Origin of the sequence: Tumidithrix elongata BACA0141, assembly GCF_036349135.1 — a bacterium.
Lineage (GTDB): Bacteria > Cyanobacteriota > Cyanobacteriia > Pseudanabaenales > Pseudanabaenaceae > Tumidithrix > Tumidithrix elongata.
Genome location: NZ_JAZBJZ010000104.1, coordinates 1 through 19,172, shown reverse-complemented (window position 1 = coordinate 19,172; position 19,172 = coordinate 1). Strand labels below are relative to the sequence as shown.

15 protein-coding genes are annotated in these 19,172 nt (G+C 47.2%); 8 read left to right on the top strand and 7 right to left on the bottom strand.

Annotated elements, in window-relative coordinates:
- Positions 1-39: 39 nt before the first annotated feature.
- The 3 genes from V2H45_RS19880 to V2H45_RS19870 form a co-directional block, all read right to left on the bottom strand.
- Positions 40-537, bottom strand: coding sequence for a DUF4388 domain-containing protein (locus V2H45_RS19880; protein WP_330485425.1), 498 nt, complete (start codon positions 535-537; stop codon positions 40-42).
- Positions 538-1,197: 660 nt separating this feature from the next.
- Positions 1,198-2,535: a D-alanyl-D-alanine carboxypeptidase gene (locus V2H45_RS19875; RefSeq protein ID WP_330485424.1), complete on the bottom strand. Its 1,338-nt coding sequence runs from the start codon at positions 2,533-2,535 to the stop codon at positions 1,198-1,200.
- Positions 2,536-2,593: 58 nt separating this feature from the next.
- Positions 2,594-4,438 (bottom strand): C39 family peptidase, encoded by a 1,845-nt coding sequence (locus V2H45_RS19870; protein WP_330485423.1) that lies wholly within the window; start codon positions 4,436-4,438, stop codon positions 2,594-2,596.
- Positions 4,439-5,087: 649 nt separating this feature from the next.
- On the opposite strand from V2H45_RS19870, the gene ppsA reads away from it, so the two are divergent.
- Positions 5,088-7,529, top strand: a complete 2,442-nt coding sequence (gene ppsA, locus V2H45_RS19865) for a phosphoenolpyruvate synthase (RefSeq protein ID WP_330485422.1) — start codon at positions 5,088-5,090, stop codon at positions 7,527-7,529.
- Between the two features lie 189 nt (positions 7,530-7,718).
- Here ppsA and V2H45_RS19860 read toward each other — a convergent pair whose 3' ends face one another.
- Entirely contained in the window at positions 7,719-9,128 is a 1,410-nt protein-coding gene (locus V2H45_RS19860) for a peptidoglycan-binding domain-containing protein (RefSeq protein WP_330485421.1), read from the bottom strand.
- 114 nt (positions 9,129-9,242) lie between these two features.
- Positions 9,243-10,004, bottom strand: a complete 762-nt coding sequence (locus tag V2H45_RS19855) for an ABC transporter permease (protein ID WP_408648845.1) — start codon at positions 10,002-10,004, stop codon at positions 9,243-9,245.
- Positions 10,005-10,285: 281 nt separating this feature from the next.
- Here V2H45_RS19855 and plsX point away from each other — a divergent pair, with 281 nt between their 5' ends.
- The 3 genes from plsX to V2H45_RS19840 all read left to right on the top strand — a co-directional run bounded on the left by plsX (position 10,286) and on the right by V2H45_RS19840 (position 13,150).
- Positions 10,286-11,353 carry a phosphate acyltransferase PlsX gene (plsX, locus tag V2H45_RS19850; RefSeq protein ID WP_330485419.1) on the top strand — a complete coding sequence of 356 codons (1,068 nt, stop codon included), beginning with the start codon at positions 10,286-10,288 and terminating at the stop codon, positions 11,351-11,353.
- Positions 11,354-11,491: 138 nt separating this feature from the next.
- A complete protein-coding gene (locus V2H45_RS19845; RefSeq protein WP_330485418.1) occupies positions 11,492-12,481 on the top strand; it encodes a beta-ketoacyl-ACP synthase III in 990 nt (329 codons plus the stop codon).
- Positions 12,482-12,550: 69 nt separating this feature from the next.
- Positions 12,551-13,150 (top strand): nitroreductase family protein, encoded by a 600-nt coding sequence (locus V2H45_RS19840; RefSeq protein ID WP_330485417.1) that lies wholly within the window; start codon positions 12,551-12,553, stop codon positions 13,148-13,150.
- Between the two features lie 6 nt (positions 13,151-13,156).
- On the opposite strand, the gene lpxA is transcribed toward V2H45_RS19840, so the two are convergent.
- The gene (lpxA, locus tag V2H45_RS19835) at positions 13,157-13,978 is read right to left on the bottom strand and encodes an acyl-ACP--UDP-N-acetylglucosamine O-acyltransferase (protein WP_330485416.1); all 822 of its coding nucleotides are present in this window, start codon (positions 13,976-13,978) and stop codon (positions 13,157-13,159) included.
- Between the two features lie 125 nt (positions 13,979-14,103).
- Positions 14,104-15,447 carry a glycosyltransferase family protein gene (locus V2H45_RS19830; protein WP_330485415.1) on the bottom strand — a complete coding sequence of 448 codons (1,344 nt, stop codon included), beginning with the start codon at positions 15,445-15,447 and terminating at the stop codon, positions 14,104-14,106.
- Positions 15,448-15,554: 107 nt separating this feature from the next.
- Between V2H45_RS19830 and btpA the strand changes: the two genes are divergently transcribed.
- The 4 genes from btpA (at position 15,555) to V2H45_RS19810 (ending at position 19,148) form a co-directional block, all read left to right on the top strand.
- On the top strand, positions 15,555-16,430 hold the full coding sequence (btpA, locus tag V2H45_RS19825; protein ID WP_330485414.1) for a photosystem I biogenesis protein BtpA: 876 nt from the start codon (positions 15,555-15,557) through the stop codon (positions 16,428-16,430).
- Positions 16,431-16,804: 374 nt separating this feature from the next.
- Positions 16,805-17,689, top strand: coding sequence for a vitamin K epoxide reductase family protein (locus V2H45_RS19820; protein WP_330485413.1), 885 nt, complete (start codon positions 16,805-16,807; stop codon positions 17,687-17,689).
- Between the two features lie 65 nt (positions 17,690-17,754).
- Positions 17,755-18,414, top strand: a complete 660-nt coding sequence (locus V2H45_RS19815) for a methyltransferase family protein (protein ID WP_330485412.1) — start codon at positions 17,755-17,757, stop codon at positions 18,412-18,414.
- A gap of 89 nt (positions 18,415-18,503) precedes the next feature.
- The gene (locus V2H45_RS19810; protein WP_330485411.1) at positions 18,504-19,148 is read left to right on the top strand and encodes a leucine-rich repeat domain-containing protein; all 645 of its coding nucleotides are present in this window, start codon (positions 18,504-18,506) and stop codon (positions 19,146-19,148) included.
- The last annotated feature ends 24 nt before the right edge of the window (positions 19,149-19,172 follow it).

Genomic DNA, 19,172 nt, shown 5'->3' with positions numbered 1-19,172 from the left:
GGATGATTCAAATCCTCCTAAAACGTCTTGCTTAACTTCTCAAACACTCTCTAAATCGAGTACATTATTTAAGTCAAAGGAAGAGCTAATACCTGGTAGCGATCGCCTGTCGCGTTCGATCGAAAAATCACCTTCTGGGAGAGCTAGGAATGTCTCTAGAGATTCCTGCATCATTCTTACTAAAGCTTGAGTTGCAAAGGATTTAGATAGTTGCTGCTCGGTAACTAACCAGTTCAGCGCCAAGTATTCGATGGGTGCTTCAGCATCCTCTGTTTCATCAAACATCAAGCGCAGTTGCGATCGCAGTTTCTCATTTAACGTCGGGACCTCTCGACTCAGCCGCCGCAGTTGCCTTTCTAGTCTCTCAAAGTTCTCCAGATAATATGTGGCATACAGCAATTTACCCTGAGCAAAATAAAACGACCACTTCAAGCGATCGCGTGTAAATGAGATACAACTTTCATCCGCAAGGGCTGCTTGTTGTAAGTATTTCTTAGAAGATTGATGCATATCTTCCTTCACACCGGTAAGTATCATTCCAAGTTTTTCTAAATCAGAGACTTAGTCCTCTAAAAAATTGGTTCCCAACATTTGCTTTATGCATAGCCCCCAACTTAGTCATGCTCTTGCAAAATGCTTTTTTATCAAAAACTCATAGATTTGGATCTCCTAGGACAAGTAATTTACAGTGCTTTCAAAACGTCCCTTCAAGCTTTTAGCCTTGTAAAAATTACGCTTTCAATGTTTCAAACTTATAAAACCTTAAGATCTAGAGTTTTGGGGAAACTTTAGATTTACCTGACTTTCTAGGGTGGTAATGCCTTCAGTCTAGACTTGTTTTAGCCCAACTTTTTGAGGCATCATAAATTTTTAACTAATTAAAGCATAATCGATTTATTTATAAGGAGTTTTTAAATAATTTAGATCTTCTTATTTAATTTAACGTAAGTTAGGGATAAGAAATCTCTAAAAGCCTTGATTTTATTTTGCGTAGCTTAACTCTGTATAATTTCAGGAATGTTATCAATAACGTGAATTCGGATTAAGGACTTCGGATCAAAGCAAGCCAACGTAATTGGAACCGAAGGGTTTGATCCCCCTTATAAAAGGCGGACAAAATTCTCCCCCTTGTAAAAGGAGATCTCGGGGGATGCTTGGAATATATAGCGTTTCAGGTTCTCTTATCCCAAACTGACGTTATTTATGCTTCTGAAATCCTGCGGGTGAAAGCATCAACAAAATCTCATTGCGATCGCGATCTTGCCATGCTGTAGGCGAAAAGAGTGCTGACAAGACGGGCTTGGGTTGCCCCCATTTGAGCGTCAGAGTTCGCAACACTTGATCTTGGACGCGATGGAAAAAGTCAATGTCTCCATCACCTCGATTGATAATGGCAAACCAGATGGGGCCGCGATCGCGGGTTTGAATCACCCCTGCAAGCGTACTGACATCCGAGAGCGTACCTGTCTTGACCAGAGAGCCCGCTGGTAGATTTCTACTGTCAATTGTGCCGCAGTGACAATCGCTGATGGGCAATAAATCTGCGAGGGTTAACCCTTCCAGTTGGGCTTTTTTTTGCACGGCGATCAAAATTGCTACGGTCGCATGGGGTGAAATTTGGTTTTGCTGTCCCAGACCCGAGCCGTTGATTAAGTAGATCTCTTGCGGTGAAATCCCCGTACTGTCTATGACGGCTTGCATTACGGCTCTACTACCTCCCAACTCAGCAGCCAGCATTTCTGCCATCTCGTTATTGCTGAAGGTATTCATGCGCTTCAGAATTTGCCACAGGGGTAAGGAATTATGGCGAATTAGAGGCTGTAGGTTCGTCAGATTTGGACTTAAGCTCGGTAATACCCGAATCTCCCCAGAAATAGCGACTTGGGGCTTTGCCGTACCACTGGGCATGGTGCGGTATTGGGCTGCTACCTCATCTGACCAATTCCCCCCATCCATCGCTTGCTTGAACAGGGCTGCAGAGGTTTGTGGACTTTGCTCGAAGTTCATATAGAACTTGCCCGTCACCACCAAATTTCCTTGGATGCGGCGAATTCCCATTTGATTAAGGGCATTGCCCAAAGCGATCGCTTCTTCCCAAACAAAGAATGGATCGCCGCTACCTTGAACGATCAAATCGCCTTGTAGCGTATTGCCAACAATTTGACCCGTTGTGCCAATCGTTGTGACAAACCGATAATTTGAGCCCCAAGTTTGCAAAGCCGCCAAGGTGGTGGCAGTTTTGGTGAGCGAGGCGACGGGTAAAGGCTGCGTGCCAAGACGACTGGTTAGCAATTCGCCATCATGGGTCTGCAACCAAACACCTTGCTGCGATTCTGAGTAACCAGATTGTTTGAGCGTCGAAATTAGGGTTTGTACTGCCTGCTCGGCAACAGGGTCAGTTTGCGGCGTGACTTTAGAAGCAAGTACAGGCGCTTCGGTCAGTCCAATCAGCGATCGCGGTACTGTCGAGATCGGTCTACCATCCAACAATTGCACTGAGATAGAGAGCAAAACGATTCCAACTAAATTCCACATACGATCGGTGTTTTAGGCGAGGTTCTTTATAGATCGAGAAGCATCATAACTTGGACGTTTAGCTTTTGGGAACGATAAAATGTGCCCATACATCGCCATCTGCCCCACACATATCCTGCATATAGGCAAAGGAATAGTTGAGGGAAGCCCCCTCAGTTTGCGTATAGCCAGAGAGTGCGTCTCCGTAAGGATCGTTAACAATATATCCTTTGGTATCGTAGCCGATCAAACAGATAATGTGACCGCCATGGGTGAAATAGCCACCGATCACAACAGGACGATTGGCACTAATTTCGGCTGTGATTTGCGCCCATGTGCGGCTTGTGCCAAAACCTCCACCAAAGCCATAGGCATTGTAGAGTTGGGCAAGGACGCTATTGTCACTACGGGCATTTGCACCATAGCGATCGATGATCCATTGATAGAGTTCGTCCTCTAGCTGTCCACCCGATCGCGATCGAATGCCGTGGTAGTAAAGCACCATCGAGATCGAAGTGACATTGCAGGTCACAAACGGATCGCGAGGATTATCCCGTTGAGAGAAATAGGGTACAGATAAAACTTTGCGATCGGGCGTAATTTCAATCGGCTTGTTTCCTTGCATGAGCGTGACATGGGGGGCAAACACATATCCCTGCGTACCCACTGGGGCAATATTCTCATTGAGCGTAACTTGAAAATGCGTCCCTGACAGGCTGTAACGATCTAGACCGTAGATTTGCGCCGCCGTTAAATTGGCTTTTTCATTCGTGCCGAGTTGGCTTGAGTCGATCGCCTTTGCTTTAAAAAACGTATTTTGCTTGACGGTCATGGTTTTCATGTCGGGGTCAAAGGCCATCACCTTACCGTCTTTGCTTAGGCTGACATGCTGCCAATATAAAAAGCCTACGGTTCCTACAGGTGCGATCGGATTGGCTAATTTCACCCGAAAATGTCCGTTGATGGCAGCATAACCAAGAATGGGATAGGTTGCTCCCGCTTGGAGCATGACCTTGCCATCGTCTTTGAGATCGGAGGCATTCTCTGGGCTGGCTTTAAAAAACGTAGCGGTTTTAATCGTCAGAATCGTTCCTTTTGCCGTAATATCGGCAACGACTTCTGGTTTGGCTAAGGGGATTGAGCTGTTGAGCTTACTGATATCGACATGGGGGGCAAAGAAATAGCCCACTTTCCCTAGGGGAGGAATTGGGGTAGTTAGCGTTACTTTGACGTGATTATTCTCAAGGGTATAGTTTCCATCTAATAGAAAACTGGAACCTGCTTTGACTTCACTTTTTTGACTAAATCCCAAACTTCCCGATGCAGCGGTAGAGGCTTTAAATACGGTGTCTTGCTTGGTCGTTAAGGTAATCGGCGATCGAATATCGACATGGGGGGCATAAAAATAGCCAAAATTCCCAACAGGAGGAATGGCGGTGGGAAGGGTGACTTTAATATGTCCATCCACCAAACCATAACGGGAAAGTACGATCGTCTGTCCAGCTTTTACCTGTGCTTTGGCGTTAATCGGTAGGGTGCTGGAGTCCGCAGGGGAGGCTTTAAAAAGGGTGTCTTGCTTGACCACTAGCACGATCGCAGGGGGCTTGACCACAATACTCAAAACTTGGCTGCTGAGCACGCGATCGCTGGCATCTAGCCCAAGAATGCGGAGATTGGTGCTACCGAATGTCGTAAAGCCATTGATCGATTTAGCTCGCCATATCCCTTTGGTGTAATCAATTTCAACGGATAGGACTGAGTTGTCTGTGAGTAAAACTCTCAGTTTGGCAATTTGGGTTAGATCGACTTTGCCACCAATCGTAAATGGTGTATTTACATTGACTTCGGTCAGAGTTTGATCGATGGTGATAGTCTTGTTCGCTTGAGCATCCAATGTCGGAGTTTTAGAAGTTGAGTTCGTCATAGCGACTGCAATGGCTTCATGGTTTGCTGCCAATCATAATGGCACAAATCGAGACGTAAGCATTAGATATAATTTGCTTGTCATGTTGTCTTTAGCTTCTTTAATTTCTTCCTTTCTCCATGGCAAACCGTTCTTCGTTATTTTTGTCTGACATTGATTTGGAGGTAAGATACCAATTGTCCAGCTTGGAGTAGGTGGTACTGGGTGGTTTTGGCTTGCCTCCGATCGCATGGGAAGAGATTTGCGATCGCCCCTTATTTGACGATCTGCGATTGTTCCTAATACCTGTAATTCTTCTTATGCTTCTTTTTTGTGACAAATATCGAAGGAAATCTGGATTGAAGACCCTATCTCAGCGATCGCACTGAGGGGATGGGAAAAGCGAACAGATAAAAGTACCGAGACATTTCGCCACAATCTAGAAATGCGTAAAAGCGTAAAAGCGTAAAAAATCTTTAGATTCTGCCATTCTGGTTCGTGGGACAATGAAACCAAGGATGGAGGTTAACTATCGAACTGTTAACACTGCAAGCTCCTCCCGCTTTGGGAATTATCGATCGCCTCGCTCAAGCTCATCCCTAGCCACCTCCTCCTTGTTGTTGACCAATGGTTACTTGGTTAGTCGTACAGGAAAAAAGGAGATAGTTCTATGACTAGTTCAGAAATTTTGACTAGAGAGCATGCCATACCCTCTAAAGATGAAGCCTTTGTTCTCTGGTTTGAGCAGGTGGGGATTGCAGACATTCCCCTCGTGGGCGGTAAGAATGCTTCACTAGGAGAAATGATTCGCGAACTCAAGGTTCAAGGCGTCAACGTTCCTAACGGCTTTGCAACGACAGCCTATGCCTATCGCTACTTTATTAAGGCAGCGGGCATCGAATCAAAATTGCGGCAGCTATTTGCCACGCTCGATGTGGAAAATGTCAACAATCTTCGCAGTGTTGGTAAACAGGCGCGATCGCTGATTCTCAACACACCCATGCCTCAACCAATCCAAGAAGCGATTCGGCGTGCCTATGCGAGGTTGTGCAGTCAATATGGTTCTGAAACTGATGTCGCAGTTCGCTCTAGCGCCACCGCCGAAGACCTCCCCGATGCCAGTTTTGCGGGGCAGCAAGAAACCTATCTCAACGTCCACGGACTCAGTACTGTTTTAACGGCTTGCCAAAACTGCTTTGCCTCCATTTTTACCGATCGCGCCATTTCTTATCGCACGATTAAAGGCTTTGACCACTTTGATGTTGCCCTCTCCGTAGGCGTGCAAAAGATGGTACGTTCTGACCTCGCCACCTCTGGCGTCATGTTCTCGATCGATACCGAAACAGGCTTTAGGAATGCCGCGCTGATCACCGCAGCCTATGGCTTGGGCGAAAATGTGGTGCAGGGTGCGGTCAACCCCGATGAATACCTCGTATTCAAACCCACGCTAAAAACGGGATTTAGTCCGATTTTAGAAAAGCGGTTGGGCACAAAAGAAATCAAGATGATCTATGACATCGGCGGCGGCAAGTTGACCAAAAATATCTCCGTGCCAGTCTCAGAGCGCAACAAGTTTGCCCTCAACGATGCTGAGATTCTCAAATTGGCAAAATGGGCTTGCATCATTGAGGATCACTACTCGCAGGTGCGCGGTCAAGATACGCCAATGGATATCGAATGGGCAAAGGATGGCGAAACTGGAGAACTATTCATCGTCCAGGCACGTCCCGAAACCGTGCAATCGCAAAAATCTAGCAGCGTATTGCGGAACTATCGACTCCAAGCCCAGGAGGATGTTCTAATTACAGGTCGATCTGTGGGCAAAGCGATCGGTCAGGGCAAAGCCCGAGTCATTCTCGAAACCCACAAGCTGGACGAGTTCCAAGCGGGAGAAGTCCTTGTGACGAATAAGACCGACCCCGACTGGGAACCGATCATGAAAAAAGCCAGCGCGATCGTCACGAACCAAGGCGGACGTACCTGCCACGCCGCGATTATCGCTAGAGAGATGGGTATTCCTGCGATCGTGGGTTGCGGGGATGCTAGCAGTGCGATCGCTACGGGACAAGAAGTTACCGTTTCCTGTTCGGAAGGTGAAGAAGGTCGCGTCTATGCGGGACTGATTCCCTTTGCGATCGAGGAAACCCTGCTGGATAAACTGCCGCGCACGCGTACCAAAATCCTCATGAATGTGGGCAACCCCGAAGAGGCGTTTGGTCTGGCGGCAATTCCCTGCGATGGTGTGGGTCTAGCCCGATTTGAGTTCATTATCGCCAATCACATCAAAGCCCATCCCTTGGCATTGATTCACTTCGATCGCTTAGAGGATGAAGCTGCCAAGAAAGAGATTGCCACCTTGACCGCAGGTTATGCCCATAAACCCGATTTCTTTGTTGATAAACTCGCCTACGGCGTCGGTACGATCGCAGCAGCATTCTATCCCAACCCCGTTGTCGTGCGCATGTCGGACTTCAAGAGCAACGAATATGCCAACCTCCTAGGGGGCAGGCAATTTGAGCCATCGGAAGAGAATCCCATGATTGGTTGGCGGGGTGCTTCTCGTTACTACGATCCGAAGTACAGCGAAGCCTACGGTCTGGAATGCAAAGCCTTGAAGCGGGTGAGAGATGACATGGGATTAACCAATGTCATTCCCATGATTCCCTTCTGTCGGACGCCCGAGGAAGGTCGCAAGGTGATCGCAGAGATGGAAAAACACGGTCTGAAACGTGGCGAAAACGGTCTGCAAGTTTATGTCATGTGCGAAATTCCCAGTAACGTGATTTTGGCAGAACAGTTCAGCGAAGTCTTCGATGGATTCTCGATTGGCTCTAACGACCTCACCCAACTGACCTTGGGGCTCGATCGCGACTCGTCTCTGGTAGCTCATATCTTTGACGAACGCAACGATGCCGTGAAGACGATGGTAGCAATGGTAATTGCAAAGGCGAAAGCATGCGATCGAAAGATCGGCATCTGCGGTCAAGCTCCTAGCGATTATCCTGAGTTCGCTCGCTTCCTCGTAGAACAGGGTATCGATTCGATCAGTCTCAATCCCGATTCGCTGTTGCCAACCATGCTCGCGATCGCTTCTGTGGAGGGCATCCAATAGCAAATGTGAACTGGGGATAAGAAGTTCTGAAACGCTATACATCCTAGGGATTCTCCCCAGCCTGCCTTACAAAAAAGGGGGGGGGAATTCTTTTTATTCTCCTTTTGTAAGGGAGATGACCGACAGGGTAGGGATCGAACCCTTCGATTCCAACAAGCTGATCTGCTTTGGTCGAAAATCCTTTAGCTTTTAGCTTGGGGAACTGCTGCGCCACTGTCGAGAGAATTCAGATAGGACTGAAGGGGCAAGTTGTCTTTGCAACCAGTCTAATGCTAAAGCTTGACTTGGGAATCTGAGCCCGTTATAGCTGTCAAAGATATCTACGAGCGAGATCTTACTGGGATCTACCGAATTAGCCATATTGGAACCACCCGTGGTCGCGATCGTCCAGCGCTGAATAAATTGCGCTTTGATATCCGGCGTATTCGTAAGCTCGCGATCGAGATAGGAAATAGCATTCAACTGATTTGGAAACTTGACGCGATCGTATTGGTATGCCGCATCGACAAAGCTGACTCTGGCGAAGCTACTAGACGGCAGATTTTGCCAATTTCTAGAGAACCTATCTAATGCCGCAGGTGCAAGTTGATTTTCTAACCATTTAAGGGCGCTAGGTTGGCTGGGAAATTCGCTACCGTTATAGTTATCAAAAGCATCTTCCAGCGAAGTGGTGAGCAGTCCCGAACTCGCCCCAGAATTCCACCGATTGAGAAATTCTTGCCTCGTCGTGTAGCCAATTTGTAAATCGAGGGTTTTTATTGCTTCCGTTTGATAGACAAATTTTGTCTGGTTGTAACTTGCAGCGGCATCTACCAAACTGATTTTCCCTGATGATGCCAATGTTATCGGCGTAGGTGAAACTGTTTCGCTAGTTGGTAATGGTGTAACTAATGGAGCGGAAGACGTGGTTGCAATGGGTGTAGTAGGTGGTGTGGTAGTGGATGGTGTGGGTGTGGAAATTATGGGAGGAATGGGATCTGTCGGCGCAACGGTGGGTGGATAGATCGTTCCTGCTGTCCAAGCAGTCACAAGCGGCGAGCTTGGCGGAATATTTGGATCGGTCGATTTAGGATCGGGTTCGCTCCTCTGAATATCGATACTCTCAACTGTTTCAACTGTCTCAACTGTAGGAGAAGGAGAAGCGATCGCAGGGGCACGCAAATGATTCCAAGTGTCTTCGTCTACTTGACCGTTGACCAATAGGGCATTTGCCGTTTGAAAAGCCACAACTGCATCTCGGGTAAGTCTGCCAAAGTCTCCATCGATTCGCCCGATATAGTAACCCTTCGTTTTTAATAGCTGTTGAGCTTCTGAGACAGCAATTCCACTCGACCCAGGCAATAAAAGAGGACTATTAATCGATGAAGTGGCAGGTGTTGGCGTAAATCCACCGCTAGCAGAGAGGGCTTGCCAAGTTCTTGTTCCTACCACACCATCAGCATCCAAACCCTTTGCCTGCTGAAAGCTGAGGACGGCATTGGCAGTTCCCGATCCAAAATCACCATCTATATTGCCCCTATAGTAGCCAGATGCCTTTAAGAGTTGCTGTAGTTGTACGACATCAGCGCCCTTACTGCCTTTTCTTAGAATAGAGTTCATAGCTAGCCCAAGTACTCCGAATGAGATGTTTCGATCGCTACGCAATTCCTCTAAAAGAATGCGCCCTATCGAGATCGGTCAATTTACTTTAATTTTATCTTTAAATCTATGACGCTAGTCCTGCTGGTGTGAAAACTTGTAAGCCCCAGCGAGGGTCAGCAAAATCGCTGAAGCAAGCAAAATTACCCAACCGTACCAAATAGCATGACCGCCATTAATCACCGATCGCATGCCCACACTGGCATGGGTCAGGGGCAGGGTATAGACGATCGCTTGTAGCGGCTGCGGTAACTGCGCGGGATCGAAAAATGTCCCACCTAAAAACGACATGGGCACGATTAAAAAGTTGTTATAAAGACCGACTGACTCTAGCGATCGCACGGTTAAGCCCACCAAAACACCCAACCCTGCAAACACCATACAATTCAAAATCAGGATTAGTAGAAATTCTGGATGCAAAAAATGCCAATTTTTCGTATAAATCATTGCTACGGCAATAATCGATACCGATGTCAGCAGACCTCTTGTTACGCCAGCTAGCATCTTGCCCAAGTGCATGGCAAGGGGATGGATCGGCACCATCAACATTTCTTCAAAGGTTTTGCTATAGAGGCGATCGCCGCAAATTGAAAAGGTTGTCCCCGCAAAACCGATCGTCATCGATGACAAAGCCACCATGCCCGGCAAGATAAAACTGAGATAATCGCCTCCAAAGGCGTTATTCCCTTTCATGGCGCTGCCCAAGCCAAATCCAAAGGCAAGAATGTAAATCAGGGGCGAGACCAATCCTGAAGATAGGACTTGATAAATGCGGACGCGCAACTCTAACCAGTCGCCCCACCAAATGGTTAAGCTATCTTGCCAAATTGACTGAATTAAGGAGAGCTGGCGATGTTTCGAGAGGTTTCTAGGCCTTGCTAGAGAATCAGAATCAACTGAGGCAGAAGAATGTAGAGTCACAGTGTATTTGAGATCGACTTGCTTGAACTGCTCTCAATAGTATGCCTATTTTGGATGAGCCTGCTGATTTTGCTGGGGGGATGGTCAGTATAACTGTTAAAATTTTTTGCAGACTTGATATGTTCTTAATCGTTCTTAGACATTTACTTTTGTAGAACTCAGTTGTTTAGCTATACATCAGACAGGAAACACTAAACGTGCGAATTGCAGTTGACGCTATGGGTGGGGACTTTGCCCCACGAGAAATTATCGAAGGAGCCGTTTTCGCTCAAGCAAAGCTAGACCTAGATGTTGCACTGGTTGGCGACCGTGATGCCATTGCTGCTTACCTCAAACAACATAACTATAAAGAAAGCGATCGCTTGACCATTGTGCCAGCCGAAGGCACGATCGATATGCACGAGGAACCTTTGGAGGGGCTGAGGAAAAAGCCGCGTTCTTCGATCGCCGTGTCCATGGACTTGGTTAAGCGCAAAGAAGCAGACGCAGTCGTTTGTGCGGGACACACGGGGGCAGCGATGGCAGCCGCTTTATTGCGGTTGGGGCGTTTACCAGGGGTCGATCGACCTGCGATCGGGGCATTGTTGCCCACCCTCATCCCCCACAAGCCAGTGCTATTGCTAGATGTGGGCGCAAATGTCGATTGCCGTCCTAAATTTTTAGAGCAATTTGCCACTATGGGGCTGCTCTATAGCCAATATGCTTTGGGCGTTAAGGAACCCAGACTGGGACTTTTGAATATTGGGGAAGAAGCCTGTAAGGGCAACGACCTCGCTATTCGCGTCCATCAAGCGTTGCAAGATAATCCCCATGTGCCCTTTGCGGGTAATGCCGAGGGCAGAGATGTGATCTCAGGGCAGTTCGACGTAATTATCTGCGATGGCTTCATGGGCAATGTCCTGCTCAAATTTGCTGAAGGGGTCGGACAGGTCGCCATGCAAATTTTGAAAGAGGAATTACCCCAAGGTTGGCAAGGTAAACTAGGAACGTTCCTATTGCGCCCTAACCTCAAAAAAGTCAAAGAACGCATGGATGCGGATGAGTATGGCGGTGCTTTATTACTTGGCGTCGCAGGTGTATGCGTAATCGCCCATGGCAGTTCTAAGGCGAACAGTATCTACAACGCCATTCGGGTGGCAAAAGATGCCGTTGACAATCAGGTACTCGATCGCATTCGCGGTCAGATCAAGGCACAGACTTCAATACCTGCTTCAATTCCCAGCGCTGTCCCTGACATTGATGCCCCAGATGACCCTCCTACTTGAGCCAGCCGTTCTAGGTTTTTAAATTTAGCTCAGCTACTCTGAAGGAAATAGGGGCAGTATCTTTTTGTGTCGTTGCGCTAACTATCATGAGATATTGCCCCACAATATATTCACTCAGATTGTTATATACCCACTTATATGTCTGATTTATCCCCCAACTCAACCATTAACCAACTACAGGGCGTTCGTTTTATCGGTAGCGGTTCGGCAGTACCTGCCAAGATTCTGACGAATGCAGAACTCAGTCAAATGGTTGATACGTCCGATGAATGGATTGCCAGTCGCACGGGGATCAGACAGCGATTTATCGCAACGAAGGGTGAAGATTCCCTCACAAGTTTGGCGGTTAAGGCAGGTCAGCAAGCGATCGCTGCCGCAGGCATTACGCCAACCGACCTCGACCTGATTATTTTGGCAACCTCCACGACAGACGATCTATTTGGCACGGCAGGTAAGGTACAGGGACTCTTGGGCGCAGACCGAGCTGTGGCTTTTGACCTCTCGGCAGCCTGTTCGGGTTTTGTGTTTGGACTCGTAACCGCTTCCCAGTTTATTCGCTCTGGAACCTACAGAAATATTCTTTTAATTGGTGCCGATCTATTGTCGCGTTGGGTAGATTGGAGCGATCGCCGCACCTGCATTTTGTTTGGCGATGGGGCAGGGGCTGTCGTGTTACAAGCTTCCGAACAGGATAATTTATTGGGTTTTGAGTTACGCAGCGATGGCAAGGGTAACAACTTGCTCAACCTTGGCTATAACGAGGACAAATCGACCTATGACCCAATCACGATGAATGGGCAGGAGGTCTATCGGTTTGCGGTGCGCTCTGTTCCTGAAGTGATCGAAAAGGCTTTATATCGGGCGAACCTGCAAACCGCCGATCTAGACTGGTTAATTTTGCATCAGGCAAACCAACGCATCATCGATGCCGTTCAGACTCGCTTGAAAATCGATGCCGATAAAGCGGTGAGCAATATGAGTAAGCATGGGAATACTTCGGCAGCTTCAATTCCGCTGGCACTGGATGAATGGGTAAGAGCGGGCAAAATTAAGCCGAATGATGCGATCGCGATCGCGGGTTTTGGCGCAGGCTTAAGTTGGGGCGCAGCAGTTTTTCGATGGGCTTAAAATAAGACGAGAAAGTTGAGGTGGACTTTCAGAATTCAAAATTCAGCTATCCATTACAAAGGTACATTTATGGAAAAACCTGCCGTTACGGATTTTGAAATTCATGACGCGATCGCGCAGCGATGGAGTCCGCGTGCCTTCGATCGCAAACCTGTAGAAGCAGAAAAACTCAATAAGTTATTTGAAGCCGCTAGGTGGTCGGCTTCTTGTTTTAACGATCAGCCTTGGAACTTTATCGTGGCAACCCAAACCGACACGATCGCCTATCAACAGTTGCTTGATTGTCTCGTTCCCGCAAATATTGTCTGGGCGCAGGCTGCCCCAGTTTTGATACTGGCTGTTGCTCGAAAAGCCTTCAAGCATAATGGCAAACCCAACGATTGGGCAGAATATGACTGCGGACAAGCCGTTGCCACCCTATCTGTACAGGCGACCAGTATGGGTTTGGTGCTGCATCAAATGGCAGGCTTTATGGCGGACAAAGCGATCGCAACGTTCAAACTGCCCGAAAATTTTAAGCCGATGGCTGCGATCGCGCTGGGCTATCCAGGCGAGTTGAGTAGCTTACCTCCCGACTTGCAAGCAAAGGAAACCGCGACCCGCGATCGCTATCCCCTCTCTAGTTTTGTGTTTACGGGCGAATGGGGCAAACATATTCCATTTGCCTAAGCTCTTCTATTCGGAATCTTCTTCGAGCGTAGTAGCTGACTTTGCTCTTTGAGAATAGAGCCGACAGACACCGCGCTTCGTCAATTTGAGGAATTCACAAAACATTTGAATATCTGGGCTTTGACTCAAGATCGGGTCATTCTCGATATACTCCAGCGCTTGCGTGCGATTGCGATTGGAACGGTAGAAAATATCAAAAGCCTGCTGAATTAGGCGGCGGCGCGTATGATCGAATCCACTGCGACGTAAACCAACTTTATTCAACCCTGAGACGAGATTGGTATCAACGGCCATGCAGTAGGGTGGCACATCCATGCCTAGCCTTGTTTGACCGCGAATCATGGCATAGGAGCCAATGCGAGTGAATTGGTGGATCACGGTGTCACCGCCCATAAACGCCCGATCGTTCACTTCTACATAACCCGCTAAAAGCACGTTGTTAACCAGCACCACATGATTCCCCACCGTACAGTTGTGTGCAATATGCGCCCCAGTAAAGAGCAAATTGTCGTTCCCTACCGTGGTGGCTGAATTTTCTTTGGTGCCGCGATTGATCGTGACATATTCGCGAATGGTGTTGCGATCGCCGATCGTCACAAAACTAATTGCGCCTTTGTAAGAAGTATCTTGCGGTTCGGAGCCAATGATTGCCCCATAGCCAATTTGATTGCGATCGCCAATCTTGGTATGCCCCGTGATAATCGCCCTAGCTCGAATTTCACAATCGGCACCAATTTCGACATGTTCATCAATAATCGCATCAGCACCAACTGTAGTTCCTTCACCAATCTTGGCGTTGGGATGGACGATTGCACGAGGATGAATCATAGTCAAAACGTTGTTGATAGCTGGTTGATTTACAATTCGCTGGAATTATTAGCTTGTTCGTTGCCCTGAGCAAGCAACTAATAACGTTACTACAAATACGATCGCAGCGATCGCGATCTTGAATTCTAATTCTTGGGGGATGCTTGGGGGATTGCTGATTTCTTGGGGTCAATCGCCTCATACGCCATATCGACAATTTTAGCCGCAGCCCCAGCCCTACCGCAGACTGCCCGCAAGCGATCGCGCATTTTCTCTAGTTCTTCAGGATGGTCGAGATAAAAGAGCATTTGCGCTGCGATACCTTCAGCGGTTAAATATCCGAGCGACTCTGGCACAATTTCGTAACCCGCCCAAATATTTGGCCAAGCCAGTAATTTCCCCTGTCGTTGGAATACCTCAGCCGCAATTCGATTGACGACCTTAACCAAATTGTTACCAATCAGCGGCAATCTAGTAAATACGCCCAATAAACCATCCCATGCTTGCATGGCATCGATTTGATTGAGGGGAATGACTACAACCATGGGTACATTCAGCGCCGCTAACTCAGCCGTATTTGCACCAATTGTCGTCAGGCAGAGATCGCAGGTGCGTAATAGATTGTGGGCGGGAAATTGCGTGGAAATTTCCACCATAGTGCCTTGGGCTGTGCGTAATTGATAGGCTAGCTCGGTGGGATTCCCAGACTCGGTTTGCAGTTCGGTTTGAATTAACTCTGCCGTCGTTCCCTCTATCATCTTTGCAGGAGGTTGGGCAAAACTTGCCAGCATTTGCGGTGTCACGGTTGGGGCGAGAGCGATCGCTACGCGCATATCTGGATATTTTTGCTTGAGGCGATCGGCAACCGCTAAAAACATGGGCACGCCAACTTGGAGCTTCATCGGTTTAGAACCGGGCATCAAGACAACTGTTTTTTGCCCTAAATTCTTACTGGCCGATCGCCGATCGTTAGTTTCTAATTCTCGATCGACCATCAGGTCGCCTACTACAGTTGCTTTGTGTTGAAATTTGGCTGGAATCTTGGCAGCAATGCGATCGCTGCGCAAGGCAAAATAGTCTACCCAACCCAACCAACGCGCTTCCCATTCGGCATAGACAATCGTGGCAAAGCCCAATCGTTTCCCGATCGCCACTGGAAAAATTTGATCGCCGCCCAAAAAAATCACCACACCCTTTTCGTACCAGTCCCAAGGTTCTGGTGTTTTGCCCCACAACAGAAATTGCCAAAAACATTCTGCCCCCAACACGCGACTGACATGCGGATAGGTCTTGGCGATCGCTGCCTCTTGTCCGCTGGCATTGGCATCGGGGGATAAAGCGATCGAGATCCGCAAGTTGGGTGTATTGGGTAACTGCTGGGTCTGGCGCAGGGCAAATTGTTTAACGACGGGGTAAACCCAAGTCGTTAGCTCTCCAGGACCATTAGAAAGAATTAAGATGTCAACCTTGTCAAGCATTTTGTCAACCATGAATTAAATCTACCCGTAGTTCCGATAAGAGTAAAATTTTGAACCCCTAATCAGGGTAAAGTAAAAGCAATTAATCGCGCTCTGCTTAAACCTTAAGAAACAAGCATGTGGATCTGAGTTATTTATTTGACAAACCAAAACCCATTATTGGTGTTATTCATCTTCTGCCTTTGCCCACTTCGCCCCGTTGGGGAAGTAGCCTAAAAGAAGTGATCGATCGCGCAGAGCAGGAAGCTACCGCCCTTGCCGCAGGTGGGGTGCAGGGAATTTTAGTAGAAAATTTCTTTGATGCCCCATTTACCAGCCGTCAAGTCGATCCCGCCGTCGTCAGTGCCATGAGTCTCGTGGTGCAACGCGTAATGCAGATGGTCGATGTTCCCGTGGGCATAAACGTCTTGCGAAATGATGCTCGCAGTGCCATGGCGATCGCTGCCTGCGTTGGCGCTAAGTTTATCCGTGTCAATGTTTTAACAGGGGTGATGGCAACCGATCAGGGCTTGATCGAGGGAGATGCCTATAATCTCTTGCGCTATCGTCGCGAATTAGGCTGCGATGTCAAAATTTTTGCGGATGTGTTGGTCAAACATGCCCAACCCCTTTCGATGCCTAAATTGTCTGTGGCAATTCAAGACACCATTCATCGCGGGCTTGCGGATGCTGTGATTTTATCGGGCTGGGCAACGGGCGATCCCCCCGCTCGTCAAGACTTAGAAGAAGCGATCGCTGTTTGTCAAGGCACACCTCTACTGATTGGCTCAGGTGCAACTTGGGATAATATTCCGCAGTTGATCAAATATGCCGATGGCGTAATAGTATCCAGTTCGCTTAAGCGTAACGGTCAAATTCATCAAGCCGTCGATCCAATTCGGGTTAGTCGTTTTGTCGAAGTGGCTCATGCCAGCATGGTAAATACGCACAATTCTAAAATTGCCGAATCAGGGACAGACACAAAACTCAACTTTTCTTCTTTGCCGATTGGGTAAAATTATCATTTAGAAGGGAAAAATTAAAATAACCTGAGTTCGGGTTAAGGATTTCGGAACAAATCAAGCCGACTTGCTGGAACCGAGAGGTTTGATCCCCCTGCCCTATCGGGCATCCCCCTTGCAAAAGGGAAGTGAGTTCTCCCCCCTTTTTTCAAGGGGGGCTGGGGGGGATCCTTGGGATGTATAGCGTTTCAGGTTTTCTTATCCCGAACTGACGTTAAAATAGGGTAGAGGGCTTAAGTGGTTTTGACTTCACTCAACTTCTTGAGCGGACTTAAACACGCGACTGGGGTAAACTTGTTGCTGAAATTCACCCAATACCTTAGTTTTACCTTTTAGGTCTCTTCGTCCCCGTTTATCTCATGACTTTTATGCGTCAACGTTCTGAGCCTTGGATTAATCGCTGGTATAGACCCATAATCATTGCTATAACGATCTTTGGAGCAGCTCTGACCAGTTACCTAACGATCACTCATTTCTTTGGTGGCACTGTTGCTTTGTGTACGACACAGGGATCGGGCTGCGACCTCATCCTCAATAGTGAATATGCCAAAATTTTTGGCATCCCACTCACAATTTTTGGAGCATTGGGTTATTTGACAATAGGAGGACTGGCGGCAGCACCCTTGATCTTTCAAACGGAAGATGTCAAGTTTAAAGAAAAGGTCAAACAACAGACATCATTTCTCCTCTTCATGGTGTCCACTGCCACGATGGTGTTTAGTGCCTATTTGATGTATCTAGTGGCATTTGTGATTAAAGATGCCAATGGACAGACTACTTTTTGTATCTACTGCTTTAGTTCGGCGATGGCAATGTTTTCAATTTGGCTGCTTAACCTGTTTGGCAATATCTGGAAAGATATCGGACAGTTGATTTTTATTGGCTTAATTGTAGGTGTGGTTACCTTGACAGGAACCCTAGGCGTATATGCTAGCCAAAATCAGTTGTTGGCACAGAGTGGAACTTTTCAAGGTCGTTTGGTGCAGCACCTCAGAGCGATCGATGCCAAGATGTACGGAGCCTTTTGGTGCCCTCACTGTCGCGATCAAAAAGAGTTATTTGGCGAAGCCAAGAAACAGATCCCCTATATCGAGTGCGATCCTAGAGGTGAAAACCCTAAAACTCAACTATGTCAGGCAAAGGGAATTAAGGGCTTCCCAACTTGGGAGATCAAGAACAAGCTACATGAAGGACAAAAAACTTTAGAAGAGTTAGCTGACCTATCTGGCTATGAAGGCTCAAGAGCTAATTAACTGAAGTAAATATTGAACGTTCGCTCTCCCAAGTTGGGAGAGTTTTTGCTAATAGGAGCTTTTTTGTGAAAATTAAACATGCGATCGATTTACATAAGGGACTTACAACCTTTGTTATTGTTGGTCTGATGATTGGGTATCAAAATTTTTCGCTTGGACCCTGGGTTTACCTTGCTTTGCATGGAACCTATGGCTTGTTATGGTTGTTAAAATCGCGGATTTATCCCGATCGCCAATGGGAGCAGGAAATTCCTCTGGGAACAGGTATCGTCACCTTTGGCTTTCTATTGCTCTACTGGCTCGCTCCATTTATTTTAATTAGCAGTGGTTCTGTGCCACCTTTGCCTTTGGTATCTGTAGCGATCGCGCTGAATATCTTGGGTGTATTTCTGCACTACACTAGTGATGCCCAGAAATATTACACGCTCAAATATCATCAAGGACTGATTACCGAAGGATTTTTTGCCCGTTGCCGTAACACGAACTACCTCGGTGAAATCCTGATTTATCTATCTTTTGCCCTATTGGCACAGAACTGGATACCCTATGCTGTACTGTCAGCCTTTGTATTGGCAATTTTTATTCCCAACATGCGAAAGAAAGATCAGTCACTTTCACGCTACCCAGAATTTGAGCAGTACAAAGCTAAAACTGGCCTGATTTTGCCAAAGCTATCCATTCGAGTGAGTTCTAATGTGTCTCAAGTCGAGAGCGAGTCAACTTGAAAACTATGAGGCTATAGTATTTAATAAATCGTCTAATTGCCAAATAGCCTAACCCATTGTGCCAAACTGCTTAGAGGAAATTACTACCAATGACTGACGATGAATTACAGCAAGAGATCCAACAAGCTGCCAAGGATAAAGTAACCCAGCTAGATCTTTCTCGTAAAAAGTTAGTTTCTCTACCAGAGTCAATTGGACAACTTACCAGTCTCACCCAACTTGACCTCAGCAGCAATCAATTGGCAAGCCTACCAGAGTCAATTGGACAACTTACCAGTCTCACCCAACTTGACCTCAGAGGAAATCAACTGACTAGTTTGCCAGAGTCAATCGGACAACTCTCTAACCTGAAGGTGCTTTACCTCAATGACAAGCTGCTCACCAACCTTCCAGAGTCAATTGGGCAACTTTCCAACCTGACCGAGCTTTATCTCAGTGGCAATCAACTAGAGAGCCTGCCAAATTCGATTGGGCAACTCTCCAACTTGACAGTGCTTGATATTATCGGCAATCTGAATAGTTTGCCAGAGTCAATTGGGCAACTTTCCAATCTAAGCAGGCTTATCCTCAGTAGTAATCAATTAACAAAACTACCAGAGTCAATTGGACAACTCTCTAATCTCACAAAGCTTATTCTCAGTGACAATCGACTGACTAGCCTGCCAGAGTCAATTGGACAACTCTCCAATCTGACCGAGCTTTACCTTAGAGCGTGTTTGAGAAGTTTAGGGTAGAAAAAAAGCCCCCAAAGTTATAGG

Bases quoted from the DNA above. Each gene is read 5' to 3' on its own strand.
- V2H45_RS19810 (WP_330485411.1), top strand. From the start codon at position 18,504: ATGACTGACGATGAATTACAGCAAGAGATCCAACAAGCTGCCAAGGAT.
- V2H45_RS19860 (WP_330485421.1), bottom strand. From the start codon at position 9,128: ATGAACTCTATTCTAAGAAAAGGCAGTAAGGGCGCTGATGTCGTACAA.
- V2H45_RS19845 (WP_330485418.1), top strand. From the start codon at position 11,492: ATGTCTGATTTATCCCCCAACTCAACCATTAACCAACTACAGGGCGTT.
- V2H45_RS19840 (WP_330485417.1), top strand. From the start codon at position 12,551: ATGGAAAAACCTGCCGTTACGGATTTTGAAATTCATGACGCGATCGCG.
- V2H45_RS19820 (WP_330485413.1), top strand. From the start codon at position 16,805: ATGCGTCAACGTTCTGAGCCTTGGATTAATCGCTGGTATAGACCCATA.
- V2H45_RS19870 (WP_330485423.1), bottom strand. From the start codon at position 4,438: ATGACGAACTCAACTTCTAAAACTCCGACATTGGATGCTCAAGCGAAC.
- V2H45_RS19875 (WP_330485424.1), bottom strand. From the start codon at position 2,535: ATGTGGAATTTAGTTGGAATCGTTTTGCTCTCTATCTCAGTGCAATTG.
- ppsA (WP_330485422.1), top strand. From the start codon at position 5,088: ATGACTAGTTCAGAAATTTTGACTAGAGAGCATGCCATACCCTCTAAA.
- V2H45_RS19880 (WP_330485425.1), bottom strand. From the start codon at position 537: ATGATACTTACCGGTGTGAAGGAAGATATGCATCAATCTTCTAAGAAA.
- lpxA (WP_330485416.1), bottom strand. From the start codon at position 13,978: ATGATTCATCCTCGTGCAATCGTCCATCCCAACGCCAAGATTGGTGAA.
- V2H45_RS19830 (WP_330485415.1), bottom strand. From the start codon at position 15,447: ATGGTTGACAAAATGCTTGACAAGGTTGACATCTTAATTCTTTCTAAT.